The organism is Rossellomorea sp. DA94, from assembly GCF_029834455.1.
Lineage (GTDB): Bacteria > Bacillota > Bacilli > Bacillales > Bacillaceae_B > Rossellomorea > Rossellomorea vietnamensis.
Genome location: NZ_CP122397.1, coordinates 1,620,080 through 1,640,846, shown reverse-complemented (window position 1 = coordinate 1,640,846; position 20,767 = coordinate 1,620,080). Strand labels below are relative to the sequence as shown.

The following is a 20,767-nucleotide window of genomic DNA, read 5'->3' as shown; positions in this document are numbered from 1 at the left end:
AGCTCGAACCAAAACAAAAGAATAGACCGTATTAAGCGGCCTATCCCTTCGTCCATCTACTGGTGTGAAACTATTCCATTGAAATTCCTTTTTCATCAAAGTATTTCTTTGCACCAGGATGTAATTCAATTCCCATACCTTTAAGTCCATCTTCAGCTTTGATCAGCTTTCCTTTGGCGTGGGTGATTTTATCCGTGTTTTCGAAAATGGCCTTTGTTACATCGTAGATGACATCTTCAGAAATATCAGCGTTCGTCACAAGCATGGCACGAACGGCAACCGTAGTCACTGCATCATCCACTTTACTGTATGTCCCAGCCGGGATTTCATCTTCTGAGTAGTAAGGATACTTCTCGATCAGCTCACTCACTTTTCCTGATTCAACAGGTACGATCGCAATGTCTTCTGTCGCAGCCAGACCTTCAACCGCTCCAGTAGGAGTACCCGATGTGATGAATGCCGCATCGATTGTACCGTCCTGGATTCCTGTCGTTGAATCATCAAATGATAGATTACGAGCTTCTAAGTCTTCCAGCTTGATACCATGAACCTCAAGGATTTGAGTGGCATTCAGTAATGTACCAGATCCAGCTTCACCTACAGAAACGACTTTTCCTTTTAGATCTTCCACTGATTTGATACCTGAATCCTTCGTTGTAACGATCTGGATAGTTTCTGGATAAAGTGTCGCGATACCTCTTGCGTTCTCTACCTTGTTGTCCTTGAACATTTCTGTACCTTCAGACGCGTAAGATGCAATATCCGTTTGCGTAAAAGCGATTTCAGTTTTGCCGTCTTTCACAGCGGCCATATTTTCAGCAGATGCACCTGAAGTGGATGCGGAAGACTTGATTCCGGTTTCATCTTCAATGATCTTTGCGAATGTTCCGCCTAACGGGTAATATGTACCCCCTGTTCCACCTGTAGCAATTCCAATGAAGTCAACCTCTTTGTTACCTTCACCATCAGATGATGAACCTCCACCTGATCCGCCGCCACATGCAGAAAGAACGACAGATAGAACTAGAAGTAGTGCAGTGCTTAGAAATAAACTGCGTTTTTTCATATTCTAATCCCCCCTATTAAATTTTGTACGTTAACGAAATAATTGTAACACAGTCTGTAACAATCTTGTCAAATCAAATACATAAACTTTTAACATTTTTCATAAAAAACCCTTTTATACAATTCCCATGTCATACAGTTCCCTTTATCCTGAACCTTGAAATGTATAGGAAATGTATAAAGCGGTTACAGGAATTACCCTCCTTTTCACCTTCCGCGTATATTTGTCCACACAAAAAGGACTGAAGATGAATTTCTTTCTTCAGTCCCCTTCTGTTATATATCAGGTTGTCTTTCAGCCTATTAATTCCTCGTCCTCGAACTTCAACTTATCTTCTTCTGAAATATTCTCTTCACGGTCCCTTAAGCTATGGGCGATCCTTGAAGATGCATTTGCAGCGATGCTTGCTACGATATCATCTAAAAAGGTATGGACACCCTTTCCGTTTTTCGTATCCAATTCACGGATGATGCCTATCTTATTTTTGTCAAGATGACCAAAAGTGGTCACGGCTATACTTCCATACCCAAGGGCAGCTCCCAGTGCGATGGTCTCGTCGACCCCAAATAAGCCCTCATCCGATTCCACGATCGATTGAAGAGGTTCAGAAAGCTTCTTCTCTTCAGCAAGCTGGTCCAACTCTACCCCGACAAGGATGGCATGCTGAATCTCCCTCTTTAATAAGACTCTCTTCACACTATCAATGCAATCGTCCATCGTAAGTTCATGATTATATGGATACTGCATTTCAAAGACGATTTCGGCTATATCTTCTATGGTCACTCCACGATCTTTCAATTTCTGGAGTGCAGCTTTGGTAACATCTCTTGAATGAACAGGTTTATTCATGGTTATTCCCCTTTCTAAACAGTCCTGATTGTATGAAAATTATAACACTCTTTTGAATTTTCGTATTGCAATCCGCTTTTGGGAATTCTGAAAGAGATTATGGTACAATCTTTCTGTAACCGTTAACAATGATTCTAGGAGGCTATCGTCATGACAACTGTAAGAGGAAATGTAACCGAATTAAACCTCTTTAGTAAAGAATTAAACGAAGAGATGAAGATGCTGGTTTATTTACCGGCAACCTACTCTCCCCTTTATAAATACACCCTGCTCATTGCACAGGATGGCAAAGATTACTTCCAGCTCGGGAGGATTCCGCGACTCGCGGATGAATTGCTTTCAAACAGGGAAATCGAAAATATGATCATAGTGGGGGTTCCATATAAAGATGTAGAGGATCGCAGACGGAAGTATCATCCCCACGGTGAGGAAAACGATGCGTATATCCGTTTTCTGGCACATGAACTGGTCCCCTATTTAGATGAGCATTACCCGACTTATCATATGGGGATGGGACGTGCCCTTATCGGAGATTCATTGGGGGCAACCGTCTCGTTGATGACTGCTTTGAAATACCCGAACACATTCGGCAAGGTTCTCCTACAATCTCCTTTCGTCAACGAAAAAGTCCTTGATGCCGTGGAAGAATTCACACAGCCTCATCTATTAAGCATCTACCATATAATAGGGATGCAGGAAACCGAAGTGAAGACGACAGATGGAAAAGTTAAGGACTTCTTAAAACCAAACCGACAGCTTCATGAAACATTCGATCAAAAAAGATTCAGTTCCTTTTACGATGAATTCGACGGGGACCACACCTGGAAGCATTGGCAGCCTGATTTAAAACGTGCATTGAAGTTAATGTTTTAGCTGACCTAAAAGGCAAGGGGTCCCTCCCTTGTCTCTTTAGACCAGCCGTAAGCTTCAGTAATCATCCCATTGCTCTTTCGTTCGCCCTATATTAAATTTTTGAAAAATTTGCTATACTATACATATGACAATGTTAGTTAAATAGAGGAGGATTGAAGAAAATGAATTATGGTATAGTCATTTTCCCATCGAAAAAGCTACAAGATATCGCGAACTCTTATAGGAAACGCTATGATCCTCATTACGCATTGGTTCCGCCACATTTGACATTGAAAAATGTCTTTAGTGCAGATGACGATCAAATTAAAGATATCGCAGGAAAGCTTTCCGTGATTTCAAAAAAATACGATCCATTTAATTTAAAGGTGTACAAAGTAAGTTCCTTCCAACCTGTAAACAATGTGATTTATTTCAAGGTCGAGTCAAAGCCTGAACTTCAAGGGTTGCACGATGACATGCATAATCAAAACTTCATGGGTGACGAGCCGGAATTCGCTTTCGTTCCTCACATCACCATTGCCCAAAAGCTTTCGAATGATGAACATTCGGATATTTTCGGATCATTGAGCATGCTGGGCATCGACCATGAGGAGATCATCGACCGCTTCCACTTGCTTTATCAGTTAGAGAACGGCTCCTGGACCGTGTACGAAACTTTCCGATTAGGGAAGGAACAGTAAACGGTGAACGTCGAAGTTGCCAAGACAGAGGATCAGATTCAAGAGGTATTCCATATTCGAAAGACGGTCTTTGTAGAGGAACAGCAGGTTCCCCTGGAAGAAGAGATCGATGAGTATGAAAACGACTCCACGCATTTCGTTCTCTATGACCAGAACAAGGCAGTCGGGGCCGGACGGTTTCGCATTCTTGACGGAGTTGGGAAAGTGGAAAGGATCTGCGTCCTTAAATCCATCAGGGGAAAAGGGGCCGGGCGTACAATGATGCTCGCCATTGAAGAGTATGCGAAGAGGCAGCCATTAGCACAATTGAAATTAAATGCCCAAACATATGCCATCCCTTTTTACGAAGGATTAGGATATCAGGTTACGTCCGAGGAATTCCTCGATGCCGGCATTCCTCATAAAACAATGAAAAAAACCATTTGAATAGAACAGAGAGTCCAGTTTCAGGTCTGGATTCTCTGTTCTTTTTTGTTTGTCCCTTCGTATATTCACCACCCTTCCCGGCGATAATGGGGAAAGGTATGGAAAGGGGGATCATTATGGAAATCAAGTCCATTGCCATTGAATTGATCGTCGGATATTTTGCTCTACTCATTCTGACTAAAGTCTTAGGAAAAACACAAATCACGCAAATATCAGCCTTTGATTTCATTTCCGCTTTAATTCTTGGTGAGCTCGTCGGAAACTCCCTTTATGACGGGAAAACGACCGTCTTCCAAATTCTCGCCGCCATTTCGATTTGGGGAAGCCTGATCTTCATTACTGAATACTTCACTCAAAAATCAAGGCGTTTCCGGCATATGCTTGAGGGGACGCCTTCGTTAATCATCAATAAAGGTCAAATTAATTATGATGAACTCAAAAAGAATCATCTGGATTTGAATCAGCTTCAGCATTTACTCCGGGCAAAGGATGTATTTTCTGTAAGAGAATGTGAATATGCCCTTCTTGAATCAGACGGGACGTTGAGCGTCATCCGAAAGCCGCTATATGATATGGTACAGCGACAGGATCTTCAACTCCCCATCAAGGCAGCCACCCTCCCTCTTGCCTTTATTGTAGATGGTGAAATTGTCTATGATAACTTGACCCTTGCCGGACAAGAAGATACTTGGCTATTGAGTGAAATAAAAAAACAAGGCTTCCACTCCTCCAAAGACGTGCTTTACGCAGAATGGGAAGATGGAAAAACCTTGTTGGTACAAGGATATTAACGGGGTTTAATGATCAGCTCATTGTTTTGAATCAAAAAGGATAGAAGTTTCTTCCGTTCAAGACTTGTGAGGTAGGCTGTGACCGATGTTCTGAATAGCAGCCACTGCCCCACATTCGAGACGGTGATTGTATGTAGGTCCAAGTATTCCCTCACGATATGATCGATTGTCATTCCGTTAGGACTTGTATTTACCACATTTAAAAGGGAGTCCATTCGTTCTTCATGAAGTTCGATATTTTCCTTTACTGTTTGAGTAATATCTTCTTCGAATCGGCCATGACCCGGGATTGCTCCTTTACAGGCTATGTGAAGGAGTTTTTTTAACGATTCCAGTGTAAGGTCTGCATCCACAATAAAGGGGATCACATGCTTTTTTAACGTCTCACTTCCAAAATAACTGTCCGCTGCATATAAAATACCATCAACCAGAAGACCTGCCTGACTATGCGAATGCCCTGGTAAATCAATGACGTCGAAGGTAAACGGACCAATGATGTTTTCTCCCGTTACTAGTTCTCCATCTACCTCGACTGCCTGTCCCTCAAGAAATTTATTCCTTAATTCCTTTATAGGAACAGCCCCATTGAACAAATAGATAGGTTCTAAAATGGAATTCTCAATGATCGCTTTTTCAAATTTCAGGGCAAACAATGGAATAGCATACTTACTCTTAAGATAGCGGGCACCGCCAAAATGATCGGCGTGGGCATGGGTGATCACGCAATAATCTAGGGGAAGTCCCTCCCCGTCCAATATCCTCTTCACCTTCTTAACAGCCGAATCATCCAATCCGCAATCGATTAATAGCCCCTTCCCATCTTTTACACAATAACCAATCGTAACCGCACCTGTAAATGCAAAGCAATGTTCTGTGAATTTCTGTAGTTTCAATTAAATACCCCCATAGAATCGGTTCACTACACATATTCGTTAAAGTGTTTTCCTTTTCCTGTGAGCTGTGCTAATAAAGTGGAGGGGATGGCTGATCTACTCATTTTCTCGTATGGAACCTTTACTTGAATGGAATGCGGAACATGATCTCCTGCTCCTTCTGGGTGAGCTTGTGATTTATTTTTCAGTGGTTTAATCCGTTGTACGGGGAAAAAGCTGAAGTGGTGTTGATCAACCTTGATTTCTCTTTCCTGATACTGTTTGTATTGATAGTGAGGAATCGGCGCAATATATCCCATTTTTATGACCTCCTTGGTTTTATTTACCCAATTTCAGATTGTTAAAAACGCACTCACGCATACCTTCCTGTCTCTTTAATACTTCCTATAAAAAAGAAAGAAGAATTAACATAAAATACGTGGCTTCACGTTTTTTTATGTCCATTCTCCTTGATTTTTAATGTCTTCTTTTATTTTTTCCCCTTGTTTAACATGTTGGAGATGGTTCCAAAGTCTAATTGCTTCCCATCGTTCACGATCGATTGGACAATTTTATCTTCCATTTCCTTATTTACAGGTTTATTGGCGATTTTAGATACACGTTTGATGACGCTTCTAACCGTTGCTTCATCTTTAAAGTTTGCATTTTGTAAAGAGTTTGCAAGCTCTAACACTTCGTTCATGTTAACGCCTGTCTTCTTCTCTAAATTCTTAAAAAAGTTATTATTCATTTCCATCACGCCTCCTTTTAACTATAAGCATCATATGTAAAAAACCCAGGAGCGTGAATTGAATACCAAAATAATTGAAAATTGGATGTAGCATCCTTAAAACAAAATCCCTTTAAGCAAGGGTTACTGTTTTACAGACATATCGTCTGCTCAGGCTCTGTCTATGAGTGTACGGTTGGATGGCAAGGGGAACCGCTACGCTTTCCGCGGACGTACGGCCGAGCCTCCTCAGCTCTCGCTTCCGGGGTCTCGGCACGCCCGTTTTCCGCAGGAGTCTCCGCGGTTCCCCTCGCCATCAACAGGATTAGAGTGACAGAGCCCAAGATGGAGGAACAAAACCAATTTTATAAACATGACTTCTACTACAGAATTCAAGCTCTACCCTTCTACTTCTGTATAAGATAGGCAGCTCCTAGTTCTTCAAGAAAAGGTGTTTATATTAATCATGTTTTAAACATTATGCTTTAAGTTGATTGGAGCGGAAGGTGCTCGACTCCTGCGGGAATTGCGGGAAAGTTGAGACCCCGCAGGGCAAAGCCCGAGGAGGCTCAACTCACGCCCCGCGGAAAGCGAGCACCTGCAGCGGAAATCAACTGTAACGTCACTCTTTAGAAAAAAAGAAATATATAAAAACAAAACAAAAAGACAAAATCTCTCCAATGAGGATTCTGCCTTTTGTACCCCTTTCTAACAGAAACTTGCTCCAACGATAATCAAGAGAATGAAAAGCACAACGATCAATACAAACGTTGAGCCATACCCCCCGCCATATCCACAGCCGGCACCATAACCACAGCCACCGTATCCATATCCATACATAAAATTTCACCTCTCTTTTACCTCTAGTCTCTTATAACATATGTACTAAGAGAGGAGAACGTATGGGCTTTTGGATATTTTATTGTGTGTTTGTCCAATCGAACAGGTCGAAGGTCAAGTTGCCTTCAGAATCCAATTGTGCCAGAAAGACGGACTCCACCCTCAGTTTCCGTCTAGACAGCTCCCGAACCAACCATGGCAAGGGAAAACCCACTTCAGCCAAGGCTTTTTGATCGATTTTCCCATCTGTGATCACGGCTTGGGGAGGGGTGGATTTTTGTGATATCGCAAATACATCTTCTCGGACAAGGGGTTGTTTTTCTTTCTTCAACAAAACACTTAGATCACCGTTCGTGTCAAGGGATGCGAATTCCACATCTGCAACGCGGAACACATCCTTTTTCCGTAATTGTTCAAGCATTTCATCAACGGAATACTTCTCCTTCTTCAACGCTTTTTCATCGATATTTCCATCCTTTATGAATACCGTAGGCTTGCCTTCAGCAAATCTCCTAAAGCGAATGCTCTTCAGGGACAGGAAAGAAAACAGGAGGGGAAATGCAAACCATAATAGGATACTCATCAGCCCTTCACTCAAGGGCAGGTTCAAATCCATTGAAAGTGTCCCTGCAATGCTCCCGACTGTAATCCCTGTGATGTATTCGAAGAACGATAATTTCGACAGCTGTTTCTTCCCCAACAATTTGGTGATCGCAAAAAGGGAAAGCAGGATAAATATACTTCTTAGTGCCACCTGTAAGTATTCAGGCATCTGTTTTCACCTCTATCATCCCTTTGGTTTGAACAGGAGCGCACCAATAAATCCGAAGATTATGGCGGATGAGATCCCGGAACTTGTGACTTCGAACATACCCGTAAGAACTCCCACCAATCCGTGTTCCCCGGCTTCCTGCATCGCCCCATTGACGAGTGCGTTCCCAAAGCTCGTGATGGGAATGGTCGCTCCCGCCCCGGCAAAATCGATAAGGGGCTCATATAATCCGAAGCCTGAAAGGATGGCTCCCGAGACTACCAGCAGACTTAATGTGTGCGCCGGGGTCAGTTTCGCCACATCAAACAATAATTGACCGATCACACAGATGATTCCACCTATTGTAAAGGCCCAAAAAAACATCGCTAACACTTGGTTTCCTCCTTTCAGATCTACATAAATTCAATCGACACCGCATGGGCGATACAAGGAATAGACTCTCCTTGTTGAAATGTCAGGGGTGACAACAATGCTCCTGTCGCAATGACCAAGATGCGTTTGTACGTTCCTTTTTTCATCTCATTCAATAAATGACCGTAAAGTACGGTGGCTGAACACCCCGGCCCACTTGCTCCTGATTGAACCGGCTGACTTTCACCATATATCAGCATCCCGCAATCTTGAAATAACCCATCAGGGATCGCGTAGCCTTTTTGTTTCAACATTTCAACAGCCGTCTGCCTTCCAATTGTGGCAAGATCGCCTGTAATAATGAGATCATAGTAGGAAGGGTCCCTTCCCAGATCCTGAAAATGACCAACAATCGTATCAACAGCTGCCGGGGCCATGGCCCCACCCATATTAAATGGATCCTTCAACCCCATATCCACAACTTTCCCGATCGTTGCGGATGTCACTCTCGGAGTCGGCATGGTGACCGATGTCCCATCTCCAACTACAGCATATCCGGCACCCGTAACCGTCCATTGGGCCGTAGGGGGTTTCTGGCCACCATATTCAGTGGGGTAGCGGAATTGTTTCTCCGTAGCAGAGTTGTGGCTGGAAGCTCCCGTAACCACATGACGGGCTCCGTGATAATTCACTAAAAACGCTGAAAGCGCGAGACCTTCCATAGATGTCGAGCACGCCCCGAACAAACCGAAATAAGGAATTCCACTGGTTCTTGCTGCAAAACTTGAAGGGGTGATTTGATTGATCAGATCACCAGTCAAAAAAAATTGGATATCGCTTTTTTGCAGAGATTGCTTTTCGAGAGCAATTTGAACGGCGTCTTCAATGAGTGTCCGGTTGGCTTTCTCGTATGTTTCCTGCCCCATCCATACATCATCGTAAAATTGATCGAAGTCGGCTGTGAGGTTTCCTTTTTTCTCAAAAGGCCCACCGACGACACCGGTTGAAAGGATGGCCGGATTGCCAGGAAATACCCACGAACGTGTCCCTTGCAGCATCAGATCACCCCCAGCTGGATTAGAATGGTCTTGATTAATGCCACTATAAAGGCTGAGAATACCCCGAAGACAATGACAGATCCTGCCAGTTTAAAGATATTCCCTCCAACACCGAGGACGAGTCCTTCTGTTCTGTGCTCAATGGCGGCAGAAATCACGGCGTTCCCGAAGCCTGTGACAGGGACGGCACTTCCTGCCCCAGCAAATTGGCCAATGTGGTCATACACCCCAAAGCCGGTCAGGAGCATGGCGAAAAAGACCATCGTCGCAACCGTAGGGTTCCCTGCAGTCTGCTCAGTGAAGTTGAAATAATAGATGTACATATACGTTACCGCCTGTCCGATCAAACAGATGAAGCCTCCCACAAAGAATGCTTTCACGACATTTTTCAGTAGGGGCCGCTTCGTTTCATATTGTTTTTCTAACTGCTCGTACTTCTTTTGTTCGGGGGTTTTTTGTGTTTTTGCCACGAAACATTCCTCCTACGTTTTCTCTTTTTGCAGCTTCACGATATCCTGGAATCTTTTTTCGGCATCCTTTTTTGAGATTGACCCATTTTTCAGTCTTTCTTTTAAGCGGATGGTTTCGAGAAAGATTTTATAGTCACTGGATAATATGAAATCTTCCTTTGGATATTTATCTTCCAAATAGCGGTCCATTTTCTTTTCGATCTTTTTCATTTTGAATCTGTGCAAGTGCTTCACCTTGTAAACAACGAGCGTTTCTTTCTTTCCCTGGATGACAGCGACATCATAAAGCTCCTTCATTTTGGAGATTTCCCTTTTGATGGCGTGACCGTAACTGTCAGTCTCTGGATTGTCCACTAATTCAATGGGAGGCGGATTGGTTTTCTTCATAAGTGCAATCTTACTATCGCTTCCATCTTCCTTATTCGCACATCCAATCAAAACGCATAATGAAAGTGGAATGATGATCCTTTTTTTATTCATGACAGATCCCTCTTTTGTTTGTACTCACCTTTATTTTTTTCATAAAGTCGTTTTTTATTAAAAAAAGACTGCCCAATTTGAGCAGTCTTAGCTTTTTTTCACTTTTGACCCACAGCCGCACCCTTTTTTCTTAGTGGATGAGTTTCCTTGTTTCTGTGTATTTGTAGAGGGTTTCTTCACTTTTTATTTCCTCCTTTATCCTGATTCCCTATTTAGTATATGTGAAGAAACCCGAGCTTGTTTCCACTAATTACCTATAGCTTCAGTCTGTTTTCCAACTTTGTACCGCAGCTTCCAGGATGGCAGCGATTCCCGCAACGGCCAATAGGGTGATGAGTGGAGTGAAGTACAATGAAAAAAAGCAATAGCCTCCATAAAGAAAGCCTGATACCCATATACCCGTACACCAATAACAGGACAATAACTCTCCGATAAACCCCTTCAAACCACCTTTTTTGGGAGAAAGATAAATTGCCTCTTCCCCATTCTCTTCCACTTCAACATACTCATCGAAAAATGGAGCTCGTAAGAACTCAGTGATCTTATCGAAGACAATGAGATGGGTCAAACGAAATATGGCTAAGCCAAGTGCAATCAGTTCAATAAAAGTAACTTGCAATGGAAAGACTCCCTTCAATTCACAAATTATACAAGCCCAAATTTACAAAAGAGGGCAGATGTCCGTTACCTAATTGCCTACAAGACAATATGTTAGTAATGTAAATGAAATTCATTTTAAGGAGGAACTTCTATATGGGTTGCGGAAGAGATAAAGACAATAGTTCAAAAGATCGTGGTTGCGTATGTCAAGCCGTCCGTGCTATTAAAGATATCCAAGACGAAGCAAATCAGGAGTGTAACGATTGTAAAAATGATTGTTTCCTTGAGCCACTAGGTTCATTGGTGAGCCCTTCCAATCGGTTGAACACTCGTATCTTCAAATTATATCTAAAAAACGGTGAGACGTTTAAAGCGCACATCAAAGGATGCCCTTGGAAATCACCATTTTTCCGGGTAAAGGAAGTTTTTGATAACTGCTGTGCCACTCTTCAAGTGTTAAAGCCTGACTATGCTGAAGCTTCTGGTTCTGGGTCAAGGTCAGGATCCGGTTCTGATATGGACACTATGGGCAATAACACTGACTGGGTATTTACCGGTGAATGTATCACAGTCGACCTGGATTGCTTCTGTGCGATTCAATGTATCAAAGATGTACACGTATTCTTGGAATGCGACGAAATAAACTAAGTCAGATGAAATAAGCCAGCCGGAAATCCCGCCTGGCTCTTTTTTTTATTGGAGGCCGATCATCTTGATGGATTGCAATTCATTCTTCCTCATTTTTACTTCTTCCCCTTGAAAGCTTTTAACGGTTATTTCATTTCCGGAATCCTCAAGGATGACGCCTTTCACTGCCAAAACACCATTTGAAAATTCACAAGGAAAAGGTACCTTACCGGAAATGCTTGCAGAAATGTAGTCTAATTTCTCTTCTATGGTCAATTCACGGAATGGCTTTAATTTCCTGAACGCAGAAGTGGCCGTTTTCCGTTCTGGAAGCGGAGGGGCCGGTTGGACATTTGGTTCTTCCTTGTTGTGCTCCCCCTGATCCAAAAATAATTGCTCATCAACATATTTACCTTCTTGTACACCTTGGCTTAATGGTGTTTCAGAGTCTGATATCCTTTTACTTTTATCAATCTCTTCCTTTGCCTTGGGTTTCTTGACTGATCGGTAAGTAACTTGCATATTGCCTTTCACTTCTTCTAATCTCGGCTGGTTTATATACAGCAGGGGTTCTCTCCCCGCTTTTTTCTCTTTTCTCACTGAGACACCTCCTAATTGATCTCCACTTTTATATGTATGCAAAAAGCGCCCAGGGGTTTCATGTTTATGGAATATAAAAAAAACGGCTGAGGGAATCTTATCCCACAGCCGTTTTTTATATTATTATCCCAGTACGTGATAGCCTGAATCTACGTGAAGGTTCTCTCCTGTAATCCCTCTTGAATAATCACTGAAAAGGAATACTGCCGTATCTCCGACTTCTTCCTGAGTCGTATTGCGGCGAAGTGGAGCACGCTCTTCGATTTCTTTCAGGATGCTGTTGAAGTCCCCGACGCCTTTGGCTGACAGGGTACGAATCGGACCTGCAGAAATGGCATTCACACGGATACCGTGTTTCCCAAGGTCGCTCGCAAGATATTTCACGCTCGCTTCAAGAGAAGCTTTTGCCACTCCCATGACATTATAGTTCTGCATGACTCGTTCTCCGCCCAAGTACGTCATGCTCACAATGCTTCCGCCTTCAGTCATAAGGTCCTTAGCCACTTTTGCCACTGCAGTCAGTGAATAGGAGCTGATATTGTGAGCAAGCAGGAAACCGTCTCTTGTCGTATTCATATAATCTCCGGCAAGCTCTTCTTTATTGGCAAAGGCAATACAGTGAGCCAGTCCATGAATCGTTCCCACTTCTTTTTTGATTGTGGCAAAACATTTTTCGATATCTTCATCATTCGTCACGTCACATGGAAGTACGAGTGAATCTTCTCCGCCTTCCAATGTTCCGGCTAAATCCCTGACACCTTTTTCAAAACGCTCACCTGCATATGTAAAGATCAAACGTGCACCTGATTGATGCAGCGAACGGGCGATACCCCACGCGATACTTCGCTTATTCGCCACTCCCATTACAACATATGTTTTACCTTTTAATGAAAGAGTCATTATTATCCTCCTAATTAATACATGTTATTAGTACCTGCTACTAATTCTACCGCACTCTCCCCTAAAAGAAAAGAAAATTTCTATCTTATTCTCTTTTTCACATCTTCCATTTGCAAGAGATGCCTCTGTTCGTGTTTCCCGAGAAGCTCGAGTACCTGCCATATCGGCATGTTACCAAATCGGTGATGGTTCATGGACAGGCGATCCAAGCCTTCTTTCGTGTATTTCTCCAGAAAGTGTGTGGTGAGGGATCGTGATTCATCCAATGCTTTCATCAACTCGTCCAAGGTCTGTGGATCAGTGGACGGCTCGATCGGCGCTATCATTTTTTGGGATGGATCATCGAATACCGATAAATCCACATCGGAATCGCTTCTCACCCCTTCATTTTCGGCAGAATCAAGGGCCAAAGTCAAAAAGCGGGTTTCCGCTCCGGCCAGATGAAGGATGATCTGCGCAATGCTCCACTCCCCGGGGGAAGGTTTTTGATTCAATTCCTCATAAGACAATCCTTTTATACTTTCCTTCACCAATTTCCGAATCTCTACAATTTTGGTTTCCCACATATTGGTTTCCTCCTTTTCACCTTTATTATCTATTAGGGATTAAGTCATGATACTCCTTTATAAAGTAAAAACTTCCCAAGAAAAATGTTTCTTGGGAAGCAGGATTCATGTTAGCAGTATTCACAGAATTCGAGTTCCCGTTTGAGTTCATCGACGTATTCTTTAGAACCTGTGACAATCAGGCGGTCATTCATATGAAGTTCTGTATCCCCATGGGGAACGATGGAATCCTTCCCTCTGAAGATCCGTACGAAGATGACATCTCCCGTGAATGGGAATTTCCGGAGTGTCATTCCTTCAAACTGACTGTTCAACATGCGGATTTCGTATAAGGATGTTTCTTGATTGGTCAGGATGCTCATGACGGATGGTGATTCAATGAGCGCCCTTAATAATGCTTTCGTTGATAAGAATACAGAATATACTTCAATATCCTGTTCACGAAGGCTTTCATGCAAATCAGGGCTCTCCACCCTTACAATCACACGACCTACTCCATACTCTTTCGCCGTCACTGCAAGTGTCGCATTAACCTCTTCATCCCCCGTTGAAATCACGAGGATATCGGATTCAAAGATTTCCTTCTCTTGTAGTGTCCCGAGATCATAATCATCGATTTCGTGGATATCGAACAGTGAATCAGCGATACTTCGATCTGATTTATCCTGTTTCGTATGATACAGGACGGGTTCATATAGGGAGGATTGAAGCTCCCTTGAAACGGGCATGGTTAATTGATTGGCACCCAGGAACGTAATTTTCAGCTTCTTCTCTTTTGCACTTTCCCGTGGGAAAAGCTTTTTAAAGATGATAGGTGTGATGATACACGTAATGACGGCCACCAGAATAAGCGTTCCACTCATTTGAGGGGTGATGATTTCAATTCTTTCTGCGATCTTCGCAGCAGCAATTACCAACGACAAAGTTGACGTAAGAAGAAATGCTGAAGCGATCGTCGTTTTCGTATCATACCAGTACCTTAATAAATAAACCGGGATGATCTTCGAAACAAGGAAGGCAAGAACCAGTAATGGGATGAGTAAAAGCATTTTCTTGTCACTCAGTAGTGACCCAAGGTCCAGCTCCACACCGATCATCACAAAGAAGATCGGGATCAAAAATCCATATCCAAATGAATCAAGCTTATGAACCATCTCCTGATTCGGTGCAAGTAAAGATACGAGTACACCGGCAAGGAAAGCTCCCAGAATGTTCTCGGCACCCACCGTCTCTGACACGGCCACCAGTAACATAATCAAGGTAAAGACCGCACGTGTACCGATTTGAACAGTCCCTGTCGATAGACTTTTGATGAAAGGGTTATTCTTCAGCCTCTTGGCGAGGAAGTACAATAGCAGACCTACACCAAAAAGGATCAGAAGTAGCCACATATTCCCGTGTCCTTCTCCATAAAGCGAAACGAAAACAGCCAGTAAAATCATGGTCACCAGGTCTGCGATGACAGCTACCAAAAGAATGATCTGACCGATGGCACTTTTCGTGATATGTGCCTCTTTCAGCGTAGGTACCACGACACCAAGGGATATCGTGGAAATGATCAACGTCATCAAGAACGCATTATCGATGAGTCCAAACAGGACAAACAGATATGACAATCCCAATGATACAAAGAAAATACCGATGAAAATGAGAATGGCCAATTTCAAGCGGTTTGGTTCTTCTTTCCCACTTGGTAATAGCTCTTTTTTCTTTTTCCCGCCGGAAAAAGCGGTGAAGTCAATTTCAAGACCGCTTAAGAACATGAGGAATATAAACCCCAGGGTAGATAATGTCTCAAGCCACATGTCCTGGTGGACGAGGTTGAACCCGCTCTTTCCTATAACCAATCCCATGATAATCTCTGCGATGACGACCGGGATGAAATTCAACTTGAATCGATGAAGCAAAATGGGAGTTAAAAAAGCTACCATTATCACGATTACAAGGGATGCAACAGATGCATGTTGTTCCATTCATATTTCCCCCTTTTCTCTCTATATTAGGTAATTCATAAACATCGTCGCTAATCCAAGATAGATTAAAGTACTGATGATATCATTGATCGTCGTGATAAAAGGACCGGAAGCGACAGCCGGATCTACTTTTAACTTGTGCATCAAGAGGGGCACTAATGTACCTGCGAGGGTAGCAACGAATAGTGAAATCAATACGGAGACGCCGACAAGGATCCCTAAAAAGAATTCGCCTTTCCATACGTATACGATGATGCTGACCACAATCCCGCAAGTCGTCCCGGTAATCAGCCCTGTTCCCGCTTCACGAAAGACAAGGGACATCTTGTTTTCCTTTTCAAGGTCCCCTGTCGCAATCCCCCTTACGGCAACCGCAAGGGCCTGCGTTCCAGTATTTCCAGCCATTCCGGCAATCAGTGGAATAAACACGGCAAGGATGGCCACTTTATCCAATGTATCTTCAAATCTGCCGATGAGGCTGGCAGTGAACATTCCGAGAAATAGTAAGGCGATGAGCCACGGGAGACGCTTCTTGGCTGCATTTATAGGGCTTCTGTCAATGGAATCCAAATCGGCGATACCGGCAAGCTTAGAGTAGTCATCGGACGCCTCTTCTTCCATGACGTCCATGATGTCATCTACCGTAATGATCCCTAGCAGGTGATGTTGAAAGTCAACAACCGGCAGGGCAAGGAAGTCGTAATCCTTCATCTGTCGTGCGACGGCTTCCTGATCTTCGCTGACACCGACAGACATGACCCGGCCACTCATAATTTCACCGATCATCACATCATCATGGCTGATGATCAAATCTCTAAGGGATATGACCCCTACAAGCTTTTTATCATCATCCACCACATAGATATAGTAAATCGTTTCAGCATTCGGTGCTTCATTTTTCAATATATACATGGCAGACCTGACCGTCTGATTCTTTGAAATGGCCACGAACTCAGTGGTCATGATACTACCAGCTGTGTATTCTTCATAATGCAGTAACTCTTTAATCTCTTTAGCCGATTCATCATTCATGATGGTCAAATAACTGACAACCTGATCTTTATCCAGCTCATTCAAGACATCCACTGCGTCATCGGCATACATATTAGAGAGCATTTCGGCTGCGTATGTAGGATTCATTTCAGCCAGGATATCCTGATAATCTTCTTCATCTATATCCAGGCTTTCAAAAAGCTCCGCCATTTCCTCCGGTGAAAGATAATGATACAGCCTGCTTCGTAAGTCTTCATCTATTTTAGAGAAAAACTTTGCCTGATCATAAGAGTGTAATTGAACAAATTCGGAACGAAATAAATCCAGATCTTCTTCCTGAAGGGCTCTGATGAGAAGGTCTTCATCATACATTTCCTTTTCCTGCTTATCCCTTTCATTCTCCTGTTCTTGAGTTACCTCAGACATCCAATACACCCTCCTTCATAAATTGATTGAATATAGTCGTAATAATACTAGCAAATCTCAACATAATTGTCTCTTATGAAATCATAACCATCTATGTATTCCTTTGCTTTAATATGCAATACTAATGCCAGACGAATCATACATGCAGGAATTGCTGAATCATTAATATGTCATAAAATACGGGAAAAGAAAAGGAAAAAGGCAGGTAAGGGAGTGGGATTTCAATGAAAATGGATATTATCGGTGATGTGCATGGCTGTTTTACGGAATTTAGAGAGTTGACGAAAAAGCTTGGGTATGAATGGGGCAGCGGCCTTCCTGTTCATCCCCATGGAAGGAAACTTGGTTTTGTGGGAGACCTGACTGATCGGGGACATCACTCCCTGGAGACGATCTCAACAGTATACAGCCTTTTTAAAAAAGATACTGTTTACTATGTCCCTGGGAACCATTGCAATAAGCTTTACCGTTATTTTTTAGGGAACAACGTGAAAATACTTCACGGCCTTGAAACAACCGTGGCGGAACTGAGTGCCCTCACTCAAAAGGAAAGAAATCGCTATCGGGATATGTTCATGGAATTATATGAACAATCCCCTCTATACCATGTATTGGATAAAGGGAAGCTGATCATTGCCCATGCAGGCATCAAAGAAGAACTAATCGGAAAACAATCGAACCGTGTCAAAACCTTCGTCCTTTACGGAGACATAACGGGAGAAAAAAACGATGACGGTACCCCGGTAAGAAAAGACTGGGCACGTGATTATCAAGGCGAAGCATGGATCGTATACGGCCACACCCCTGTGAAAGAAGCACGCCTCATAAATAAAACGGCCAACATCGATACGGGAGCCGTGTTTGGCGGTATGCTCACGGCATTTAGATACCCTGAACTGGAAGTAGTGAGTGCAGCATCAAGGATGCCTTTCGTGGCGGAGAAATTTCGGGAAATTGAATGAGTCTTCCTGCGGGCAATATCATCATTATCAAAAAGAGATCCCTTTCAGTTTACCTGAAAGGGATCTCTTACTGTCTATCAAGCAGCATCCTCATATCATCGGGCATGGGGCACTCCAAGCTCATCCATTTTTTCATAATCGGATGGAAAAAGTGCAGTCTTTTACAATGAAGGGCCTGTCTGCCTATCAGTTTAATACTTCCGCCATATAAGTCATCTCCCGCAAGAGGATGTCCTAAGAAGGAAAGATGAACTCGGATCTGATGGGTCCTGCCTGTTTCAAGTTTCAATTCCAGTTGCGCAAATTCAGGGAACTGCTTCTCCACCCTGTAATGAGTCAGGGCATATTGTCCATCCGACCGCACTTCTCTTTCAATAATGCTGTCGGATTTCCTTCCGATCGGTTCTTCTACCGACCCCGATCCCTTCATAACCCCTTCTGCAAAGGCTTCATATGTCCGATTGATCTCCCTTTCCTTCTGCTGAAGGCTGAAGAGATGATGAACGTGGCGGTGTTTTGCCACGAGTACCAGTCCAGACGTGTCTTTATCCAATCGGGTAACGATGTGTACCGTTGAGGCGAGGTCCATTCGATTGAAATATCCTAATAGTGCATTTGCAAGACTTCCTGTCGGCTCTTCTTTCGTGGGGATCGTTTTCATCCCCCACGGTTTGTCCACAACGAGCACATCATCATCTTCGTAAACGATTGAGAGGGGGATCTTTTCTGCAACCAACGTTTCACTTTTTCTTTCTACGGGAAATCTCACCTCAAGAAGATCCCCTGTAGTAAGTGGATGCCGGACATTTTCTTCTTTTCCATTGATGGTGATCCTTCCTCCGTCAAACTTGACTGCCGTCAATGTACGCTTTGACAATTGCTGATCGATCAGAAAATCTCTCATCGGTATCCCTTCATAGGTTGAAGGGATGCACCATTTTAGCGTATATCCCTTCACCTTACCATTCTCCTTTATTCATCCGCTACAAATGAATCATGCACCCGTTTCCAGAACGGGAAAGGACGAAAGCGTGCAAAGCGGATTTTCTCATCTGCGACACGATACTGAATGCTTTTAACGTCTTTATGAAGGAGGGAGAGATGATCAATCGTGACCAGGAAGTCCGGTCCATTCACAGGCTTCAGCATGCATGTATGATGTGCAGGTAAAATAAGGGGCGATCCTATTGTACGGAACACCCGATTATTGATGGAAGCCATTTCAGCGAATTGGATGGCGGGTAAGGACGGGTGAATGATTGCCCCTCCCAGCGCCTTATTATATGCCGTACTGCCGGAAGGAGTGGACAGACATAATCCGTCGCCCCTGAACCGTTCAAAATGCTGTCCCCGGATTTCCACATCCATGACCAGGGTCCCTTCGACGCTCTTGACCGTTGATTCATTCAATGCAAGATAACGTGTTTCCTTTCCACCATGCTGATAACGGATAATCGTTTCCAACAGTGGATATTCAATGATCTGATAGGGTGTCTTGGCGATGGCAATGACAAGTTTCTCGATTTCTTCCGGCACCCAGTCTGCATAAAAGCCGAGGTGACCCGTATGTACACCCACAAAGGCCGTCTTATCAAGCCTTGATCTATAGCGGTGAAACGCATATAGCAGTGTACCGTCCCCACCGACTGAAATGACGATATCGGGTTGATCATCATCATAGGTCAAGTTGAAATCCTGGAGATATGTTCTCATTTTATGCATCAGTGTATTGGACTTGGAATCACCTTTTGATGTAATAGCGAACTTCATTCATTTACCCCCTGCTGTTTAGGTTCCGAGCCACGCTGGTCTTTTTCCTTTTTGTTTGTGAAAATGACCTGGGCTTCCTGGATTTCTTCACGGATCAAACTCATTTCTTCATCCAGCCTGAATGCCGCTTCGGCAGCACTTTGCAAACGGTGACGGATCTGATCAGGAATTTGGCCACTGTACTTATAATTCAACGAATGTTCAATCGTAGCCCAGAAATTCATCGAAAGCGTACGGATTTGAATTTCCACCAGGATGTTCTTTTCACCGTGGATCGTTTGTACCGGATAGTCGATGACGACATGATAAGAACGGTAGCCGCTTTGTTTCTTGTGGGTCACATAGTCCCGTTCTTCAATAATCGTAAAGTCCTTGCGTCCCCGGAGCTTTTCCACCACCACATGGATATCCTCTACAAATTGACACATCATCCTTAGTCCTGCGATGTCCTGCAATTCTGTTCCAATGTTGGATAGCTTGATTCCTTTTTGATTTGCTTTATCAAGGATACTCGCAATCGGTTTAACTCTGCCAGTTACGAATTCAATGGGAGAATGAGTGTTATGAAGTTCATATTCTCCCCTCATCCCCTTAAGCTTAATCTTTAATTCATCAACCGCCTGCTTGTAGGGAGCCAAAAATTGTTCCCAGTGATTCATTCCCCTCACCTCTAAACGCCTACTTTTCAAGAAATACGTTCTCTACCTTATTAACCATTTCGTCACCGTAGTTCCCGTTTCCTTCTATATTATCTATGAGATACTCAAGCTCTTCTATGAATTGAGTTAATTCCAGTGAATCTTTTTCACTTTTTGCCACTACTGCCGCTTTTTCATGAAGGGCTTTTTTTATTTCCGGCCAGATTGACTCTTCCAAATATAAGTATACATATTCCTCTTCATTTTCAGCTAAGTATACGAAAGCATAGCGATCGGAATCTGCAATGATTTGACCTGCCGCCGTTGTACCTTTTAAGAGCTCCGACTGGTCCGTATGTAAATATAATGTCCCTTTTTCATAAGTTGTGTGGTTAAATTGAACAATTTTCCTCATGCTTTTCTTCATCCTTCCATTAAACAATCAGTATCATTT

The 20,767-nt window shown here is 43.2% G+C and carries 27 protein-coding genes; 6 read left to right on the top strand and 21 right to left on the bottom strand.

What is annotated here, in order from left to right; translation table 11 throughout:
* Positions 1–70: 70 nt before the first annotated feature.
* Together P8596_RS08630 and P8596_RS08625 are read right to left on the bottom strand one after the other, a co-directional pair.
* The gene (locus P8596_RS08630; protein WP_279726606.1) at positions 71–1,066 is read right to left on the bottom strand and encodes a TAXI family TRAP transporter solute-binding subunit; all 996 of its coding nucleotides are present in this window, start codon (positions 1,064–1,066) and stop codon (positions 71–73) included.
* Positions 1,067–1,360: 294 nt separating this feature from the next.
* Positions 1,361–1,915, bottom strand: a complete 555-nt coding sequence (locus tag P8596_RS08625) for a phosphatidylglycerophosphatase A family protein (protein ID WP_034763521.1) — start codon at positions 1,913–1,915, stop codon at positions 1,361–1,363.
* Between the two features lie 150 nt (positions 1,916–2,065).
* On the opposite strand from P8596_RS08625, the gene P8596_RS08620 reads away from it, so the two are divergent.
* The 4 genes from P8596_RS08620 to P8596_RS08605 all read left to right on the top strand — a co-directional run bounded on the left by P8596_RS08620 (position 2,066) and on the right by P8596_RS08605 (position 4,685).
* Positions 2,066–2,788, top strand: a complete 723-nt coding sequence (locus P8596_RS08620) for an alpha/beta hydrolase (RefSeq protein WP_279726604.1) — start codon at positions 2,066–2,068, stop codon at positions 2,786–2,788.
* A gap of 161 nt (positions 2,789–2,949) precedes the next feature.
* Positions 2,950–3,468, top strand: a complete 519-nt coding sequence (locus tag P8596_RS08615; protein WP_034763515.1) for a YjcG family protein — start codon at positions 2,950–2,952, stop codon at positions 3,466–3,468.
* A 3-nt stretch (positions 3,469–3,471) separates the two neighbouring features.
* Positions 3,472–3,894 (top strand): GNAT family N-acetyltransferase, encoded by a 423-nt coding sequence (locus P8596_RS08610; RefSeq protein ID WP_279726602.1) that lies wholly within the window; start codon positions 3,472–3,474, stop codon positions 3,892–3,894.
* A gap of 116 nt (positions 3,895–4,010) precedes the next feature.
* The gene (locus P8596_RS08605; RefSeq protein WP_034763509.1) at positions 4,011–4,685 is read left to right on the top strand and encodes a DUF421 domain-containing protein; all 675 of its coding nucleotides are present in this window, start codon (positions 4,011–4,013) and stop codon (positions 4,683–4,685) included.
* Here P8596_RS08605 and P8596_RS08600 read toward each other — a convergent pair.
* The 10 genes from P8596_RS08600 to P8596_RS08555 all read right to left on the bottom strand — a co-directional run bounded on the left by P8596_RS08600 (position 4,682) and on the right by P8596_RS08555 (position 10,877).
* The gene (locus P8596_RS08600) at positions 4,682–5,578 is read right to left on the bottom strand and encodes an MBL fold metallo-hydrolase (RefSeq protein ID WP_279726601.1); all 897 of its coding nucleotides are present in this window, start codon (positions 5,576–5,578) and stop codon (positions 4,682–4,684) included. The genes P8596_RS08605 and P8596_RS08600 overlap by 4 nt on opposite strands.
* A gap of 26 nt (positions 5,579–5,604) precedes the next feature.
* Positions 5,605–5,877 carry a hypothetical protein gene (locus P8596_RS08595; protein WP_279726600.1) on the bottom strand — a complete coding sequence of 91 codons (273 nt, stop codon included), beginning with the start codon at positions 5,875–5,877 and terminating at the stop codon, positions 5,605–5,607.
* Positions 5,878–6,047: 170 nt separating this feature from the next.
* Positions 6,048–6,308 (bottom strand): sporulation-specific transcription regulator SpoVIF, encoded by a 261-nt coding sequence (gene spoVIF, locus P8596_RS08590; protein WP_034763965.1) that lies wholly within the window; start codon positions 6,306–6,308, stop codon positions 6,048–6,050.
* Positions 6,309–6,995: 687 nt separating this feature from the next.
* Positions 6,996–7,127, bottom strand: coding sequence for a YjcZ family sporulation protein (locus P8596_RS08585; protein ID WP_079534613.1), 132 nt, complete (start codon positions 7,125–7,127; stop codon positions 6,996–6,998).
* 79 nt (positions 7,128–7,206) lie between these two features.
* Positions 7,207–7,899 (bottom strand): DUF421 domain-containing protein, encoded by a 693-nt coding sequence (locus P8596_RS08580; protein ID WP_279726598.1) that lies wholly within the window; start codon positions 7,897–7,899, stop codon positions 7,207–7,209.
* A 15-nt stretch (positions 7,900–7,914) separates the two neighbouring features.
* The gene (gene spoVAE, locus P8596_RS08575) at positions 7,915–8,271 is read right to left on the bottom strand and encodes a stage V sporulation protein AE (RefSeq protein ID WP_034763503.1); all 357 of its coding nucleotides are present in this window, start codon (positions 8,269–8,271) and stop codon (positions 7,915–7,917) included.
* 20 nt (positions 8,272–8,291) lie between these two features.
* On the bottom strand, positions 8,292–9,308 hold the full coding sequence (gene spoVAD / locus P8596_RS08570) for a stage V sporulation protein AD (protein ID WP_258263677.1): 1,017 nt from the start codon (positions 9,306–9,308) through the stop codon (positions 8,292–8,294).
* On the bottom strand, positions 9,308–9,778 hold the full coding sequence (gene spoVAC, locus P8596_RS08565; protein WP_279726597.1) for a stage V sporulation protein AC: 471 nt from the start codon (positions 9,776–9,778) through the stop codon (positions 9,308–9,310). Before spoVAC ends, spoVAD begins: the two co-directional genes overlap by 1 nt.
* Positions 9,779–9,790: 12 nt before the next feature.
* Entirely contained in the window at positions 9,791–10,258 is a 468-nt protein-coding gene (locus P8596_RS08560; RefSeq protein ID WP_061810845.1) for a sporulation protein, read from the bottom strand.
* A 262-nt stretch (positions 10,259–10,520) separates the two neighbouring features.
* Positions 10,521–10,877: a DUF1360 domain-containing protein gene (locus P8596_RS08555; RefSeq protein WP_279726596.1), complete on the bottom strand. Its 357-nt coding sequence runs from the start codon at positions 10,875–10,877 to the stop codon at positions 10,521–10,523.
* Positions 10,878–11,011: 134 nt separating this feature from the next.
* Between P8596_RS08555 and P8596_RS08550 the strand changes: the two genes are divergently transcribed.
* On the top strand, positions 11,012–11,506 hold the full coding sequence (locus P8596_RS08550; protein ID WP_258263674.1) for a CotY/CotZ family spore coat protein: 495 nt from the start codon (positions 11,012–11,014) through the stop codon (positions 11,504–11,506).
* Between the two features lie 45 nt (positions 11,507–11,551).
* On the opposite strand, the gene P8596_RS08545 is transcribed toward P8596_RS08550, so the two are convergent.
* The 5 genes from P8596_RS08545 to mgtE form a co-directional block, all read right to left on the bottom strand.
* Positions 11,552–12,085 carry a CotO family spore coat protein gene (locus P8596_RS08545; protein WP_279726595.1) on the bottom strand — a complete coding sequence of 178 codons (534 nt, stop codon included), beginning with the start codon at positions 12,083–12,085 and terminating at the stop codon, positions 11,552–11,554.
* Between the two features lie 123 nt (positions 12,086–12,208).
* The gene (gene fabI, locus P8596_RS08540; RefSeq protein WP_224520438.1) at positions 12,209–12,985 is read right to left on the bottom strand and encodes an enoyl-ACP reductase FabI; all 777 of its coding nucleotides are present in this window, start codon (positions 12,983–12,985) and stop codon (positions 12,209–12,211) included.
* An 80-nt stretch (positions 12,986–13,065) separates the two neighbouring features.
* Positions 13,066–13,551, bottom strand: coding sequence for a DinB family protein (locus tag P8596_RS08535; protein WP_254653606.1), 486 nt, complete (start codon positions 13,549–13,551; stop codon positions 13,066–13,068).
* A gap of 110 nt (positions 13,552–13,661) precedes the next feature.
* Positions 13,662–15,524 carry a monovalent cation:proton antiporter family protein gene (locus P8596_RS08530; protein WP_254653605.1) on the bottom strand — a complete coding sequence of 621 codons (1,863 nt, stop codon included), beginning with the start codon at positions 15,522–15,524 and terminating at the stop codon, positions 13,662–13,664.
* A 21-nt stretch (positions 15,525–15,545) separates the two neighbouring features.
* Positions 15,546–16,889, bottom strand: a complete 1,344-nt coding sequence (mgtE, locus tag P8596_RS08525; protein WP_034763962.1) for a magnesium transporter — start codon at positions 16,887–16,889, stop codon at positions 15,546–15,548.
* A gap of 278 nt (positions 16,890–17,167) precedes the next feature.
* Here mgtE and prpE point away from each other — a divergent pair, with 278 nt between their 5' ends.
* Positions 17,168–17,905 (top strand): bis(5'-nucleosyl)-tetraphosphatase PrpE, encoded by a 738-nt coding sequence (prpE, locus tag P8596_RS08520; RefSeq protein ID WP_279726594.1) that lies wholly within the window; start codon positions 17,168–17,170, stop codon positions 17,903–17,905.
* Positions 17,906–17,972: 67 nt separating this feature from the next.
* Here the strand turns inward: prpE and P8596_RS08515 are convergent, their stop codons facing one another.
* Genes P8596_RS08515 through P8596_RS08500 form a run of 4 tightly spaced genes read right to left on the bottom strand, consistent with a single transcriptional unit; the run spans position 17,973 to position 20,728 of the window.
* Complete coding sequence (locus tag P8596_RS08515; protein ID WP_279726593.1) at positions 17,973–18,863, bottom strand: RluA family pseudouridine synthase; 891 nt, start codon at positions 18,861–18,863, stop codon at positions 17,973–17,975.
* Positions 18,864–18,877: 14 nt separating this feature from the next.
* Positions 18,878–19,675 (bottom strand): NAD kinase, encoded by a 798-nt coding sequence (locus tag P8596_RS08510; protein ID WP_034763479.1) that lies wholly within the window; start codon positions 19,673–19,675, stop codon positions 18,878–18,880.
* Positions 19,672–20,334, bottom strand: a complete 663-nt coding sequence (gene yjbM, locus P8596_RS08505; protein ID WP_224520443.1) for a GTP diphosphokinase — start codon at positions 20,332–20,334, stop codon at positions 19,672–19,674. Before yjbM ends, P8596_RS08510 begins: the two co-directional genes overlap by 4 nt.
* Positions 20,335–20,353: 19 nt before the next feature.
* Complete coding sequence (locus P8596_RS08500; protein ID WP_224520444.1) at positions 20,354–20,728, bottom strand: UPF0738 family protein; 375 nt, start codon at positions 20,726–20,728, stop codon at positions 20,354–20,356.
* Positions 20,729–20,767: the final 39 nt, after the last annotated feature.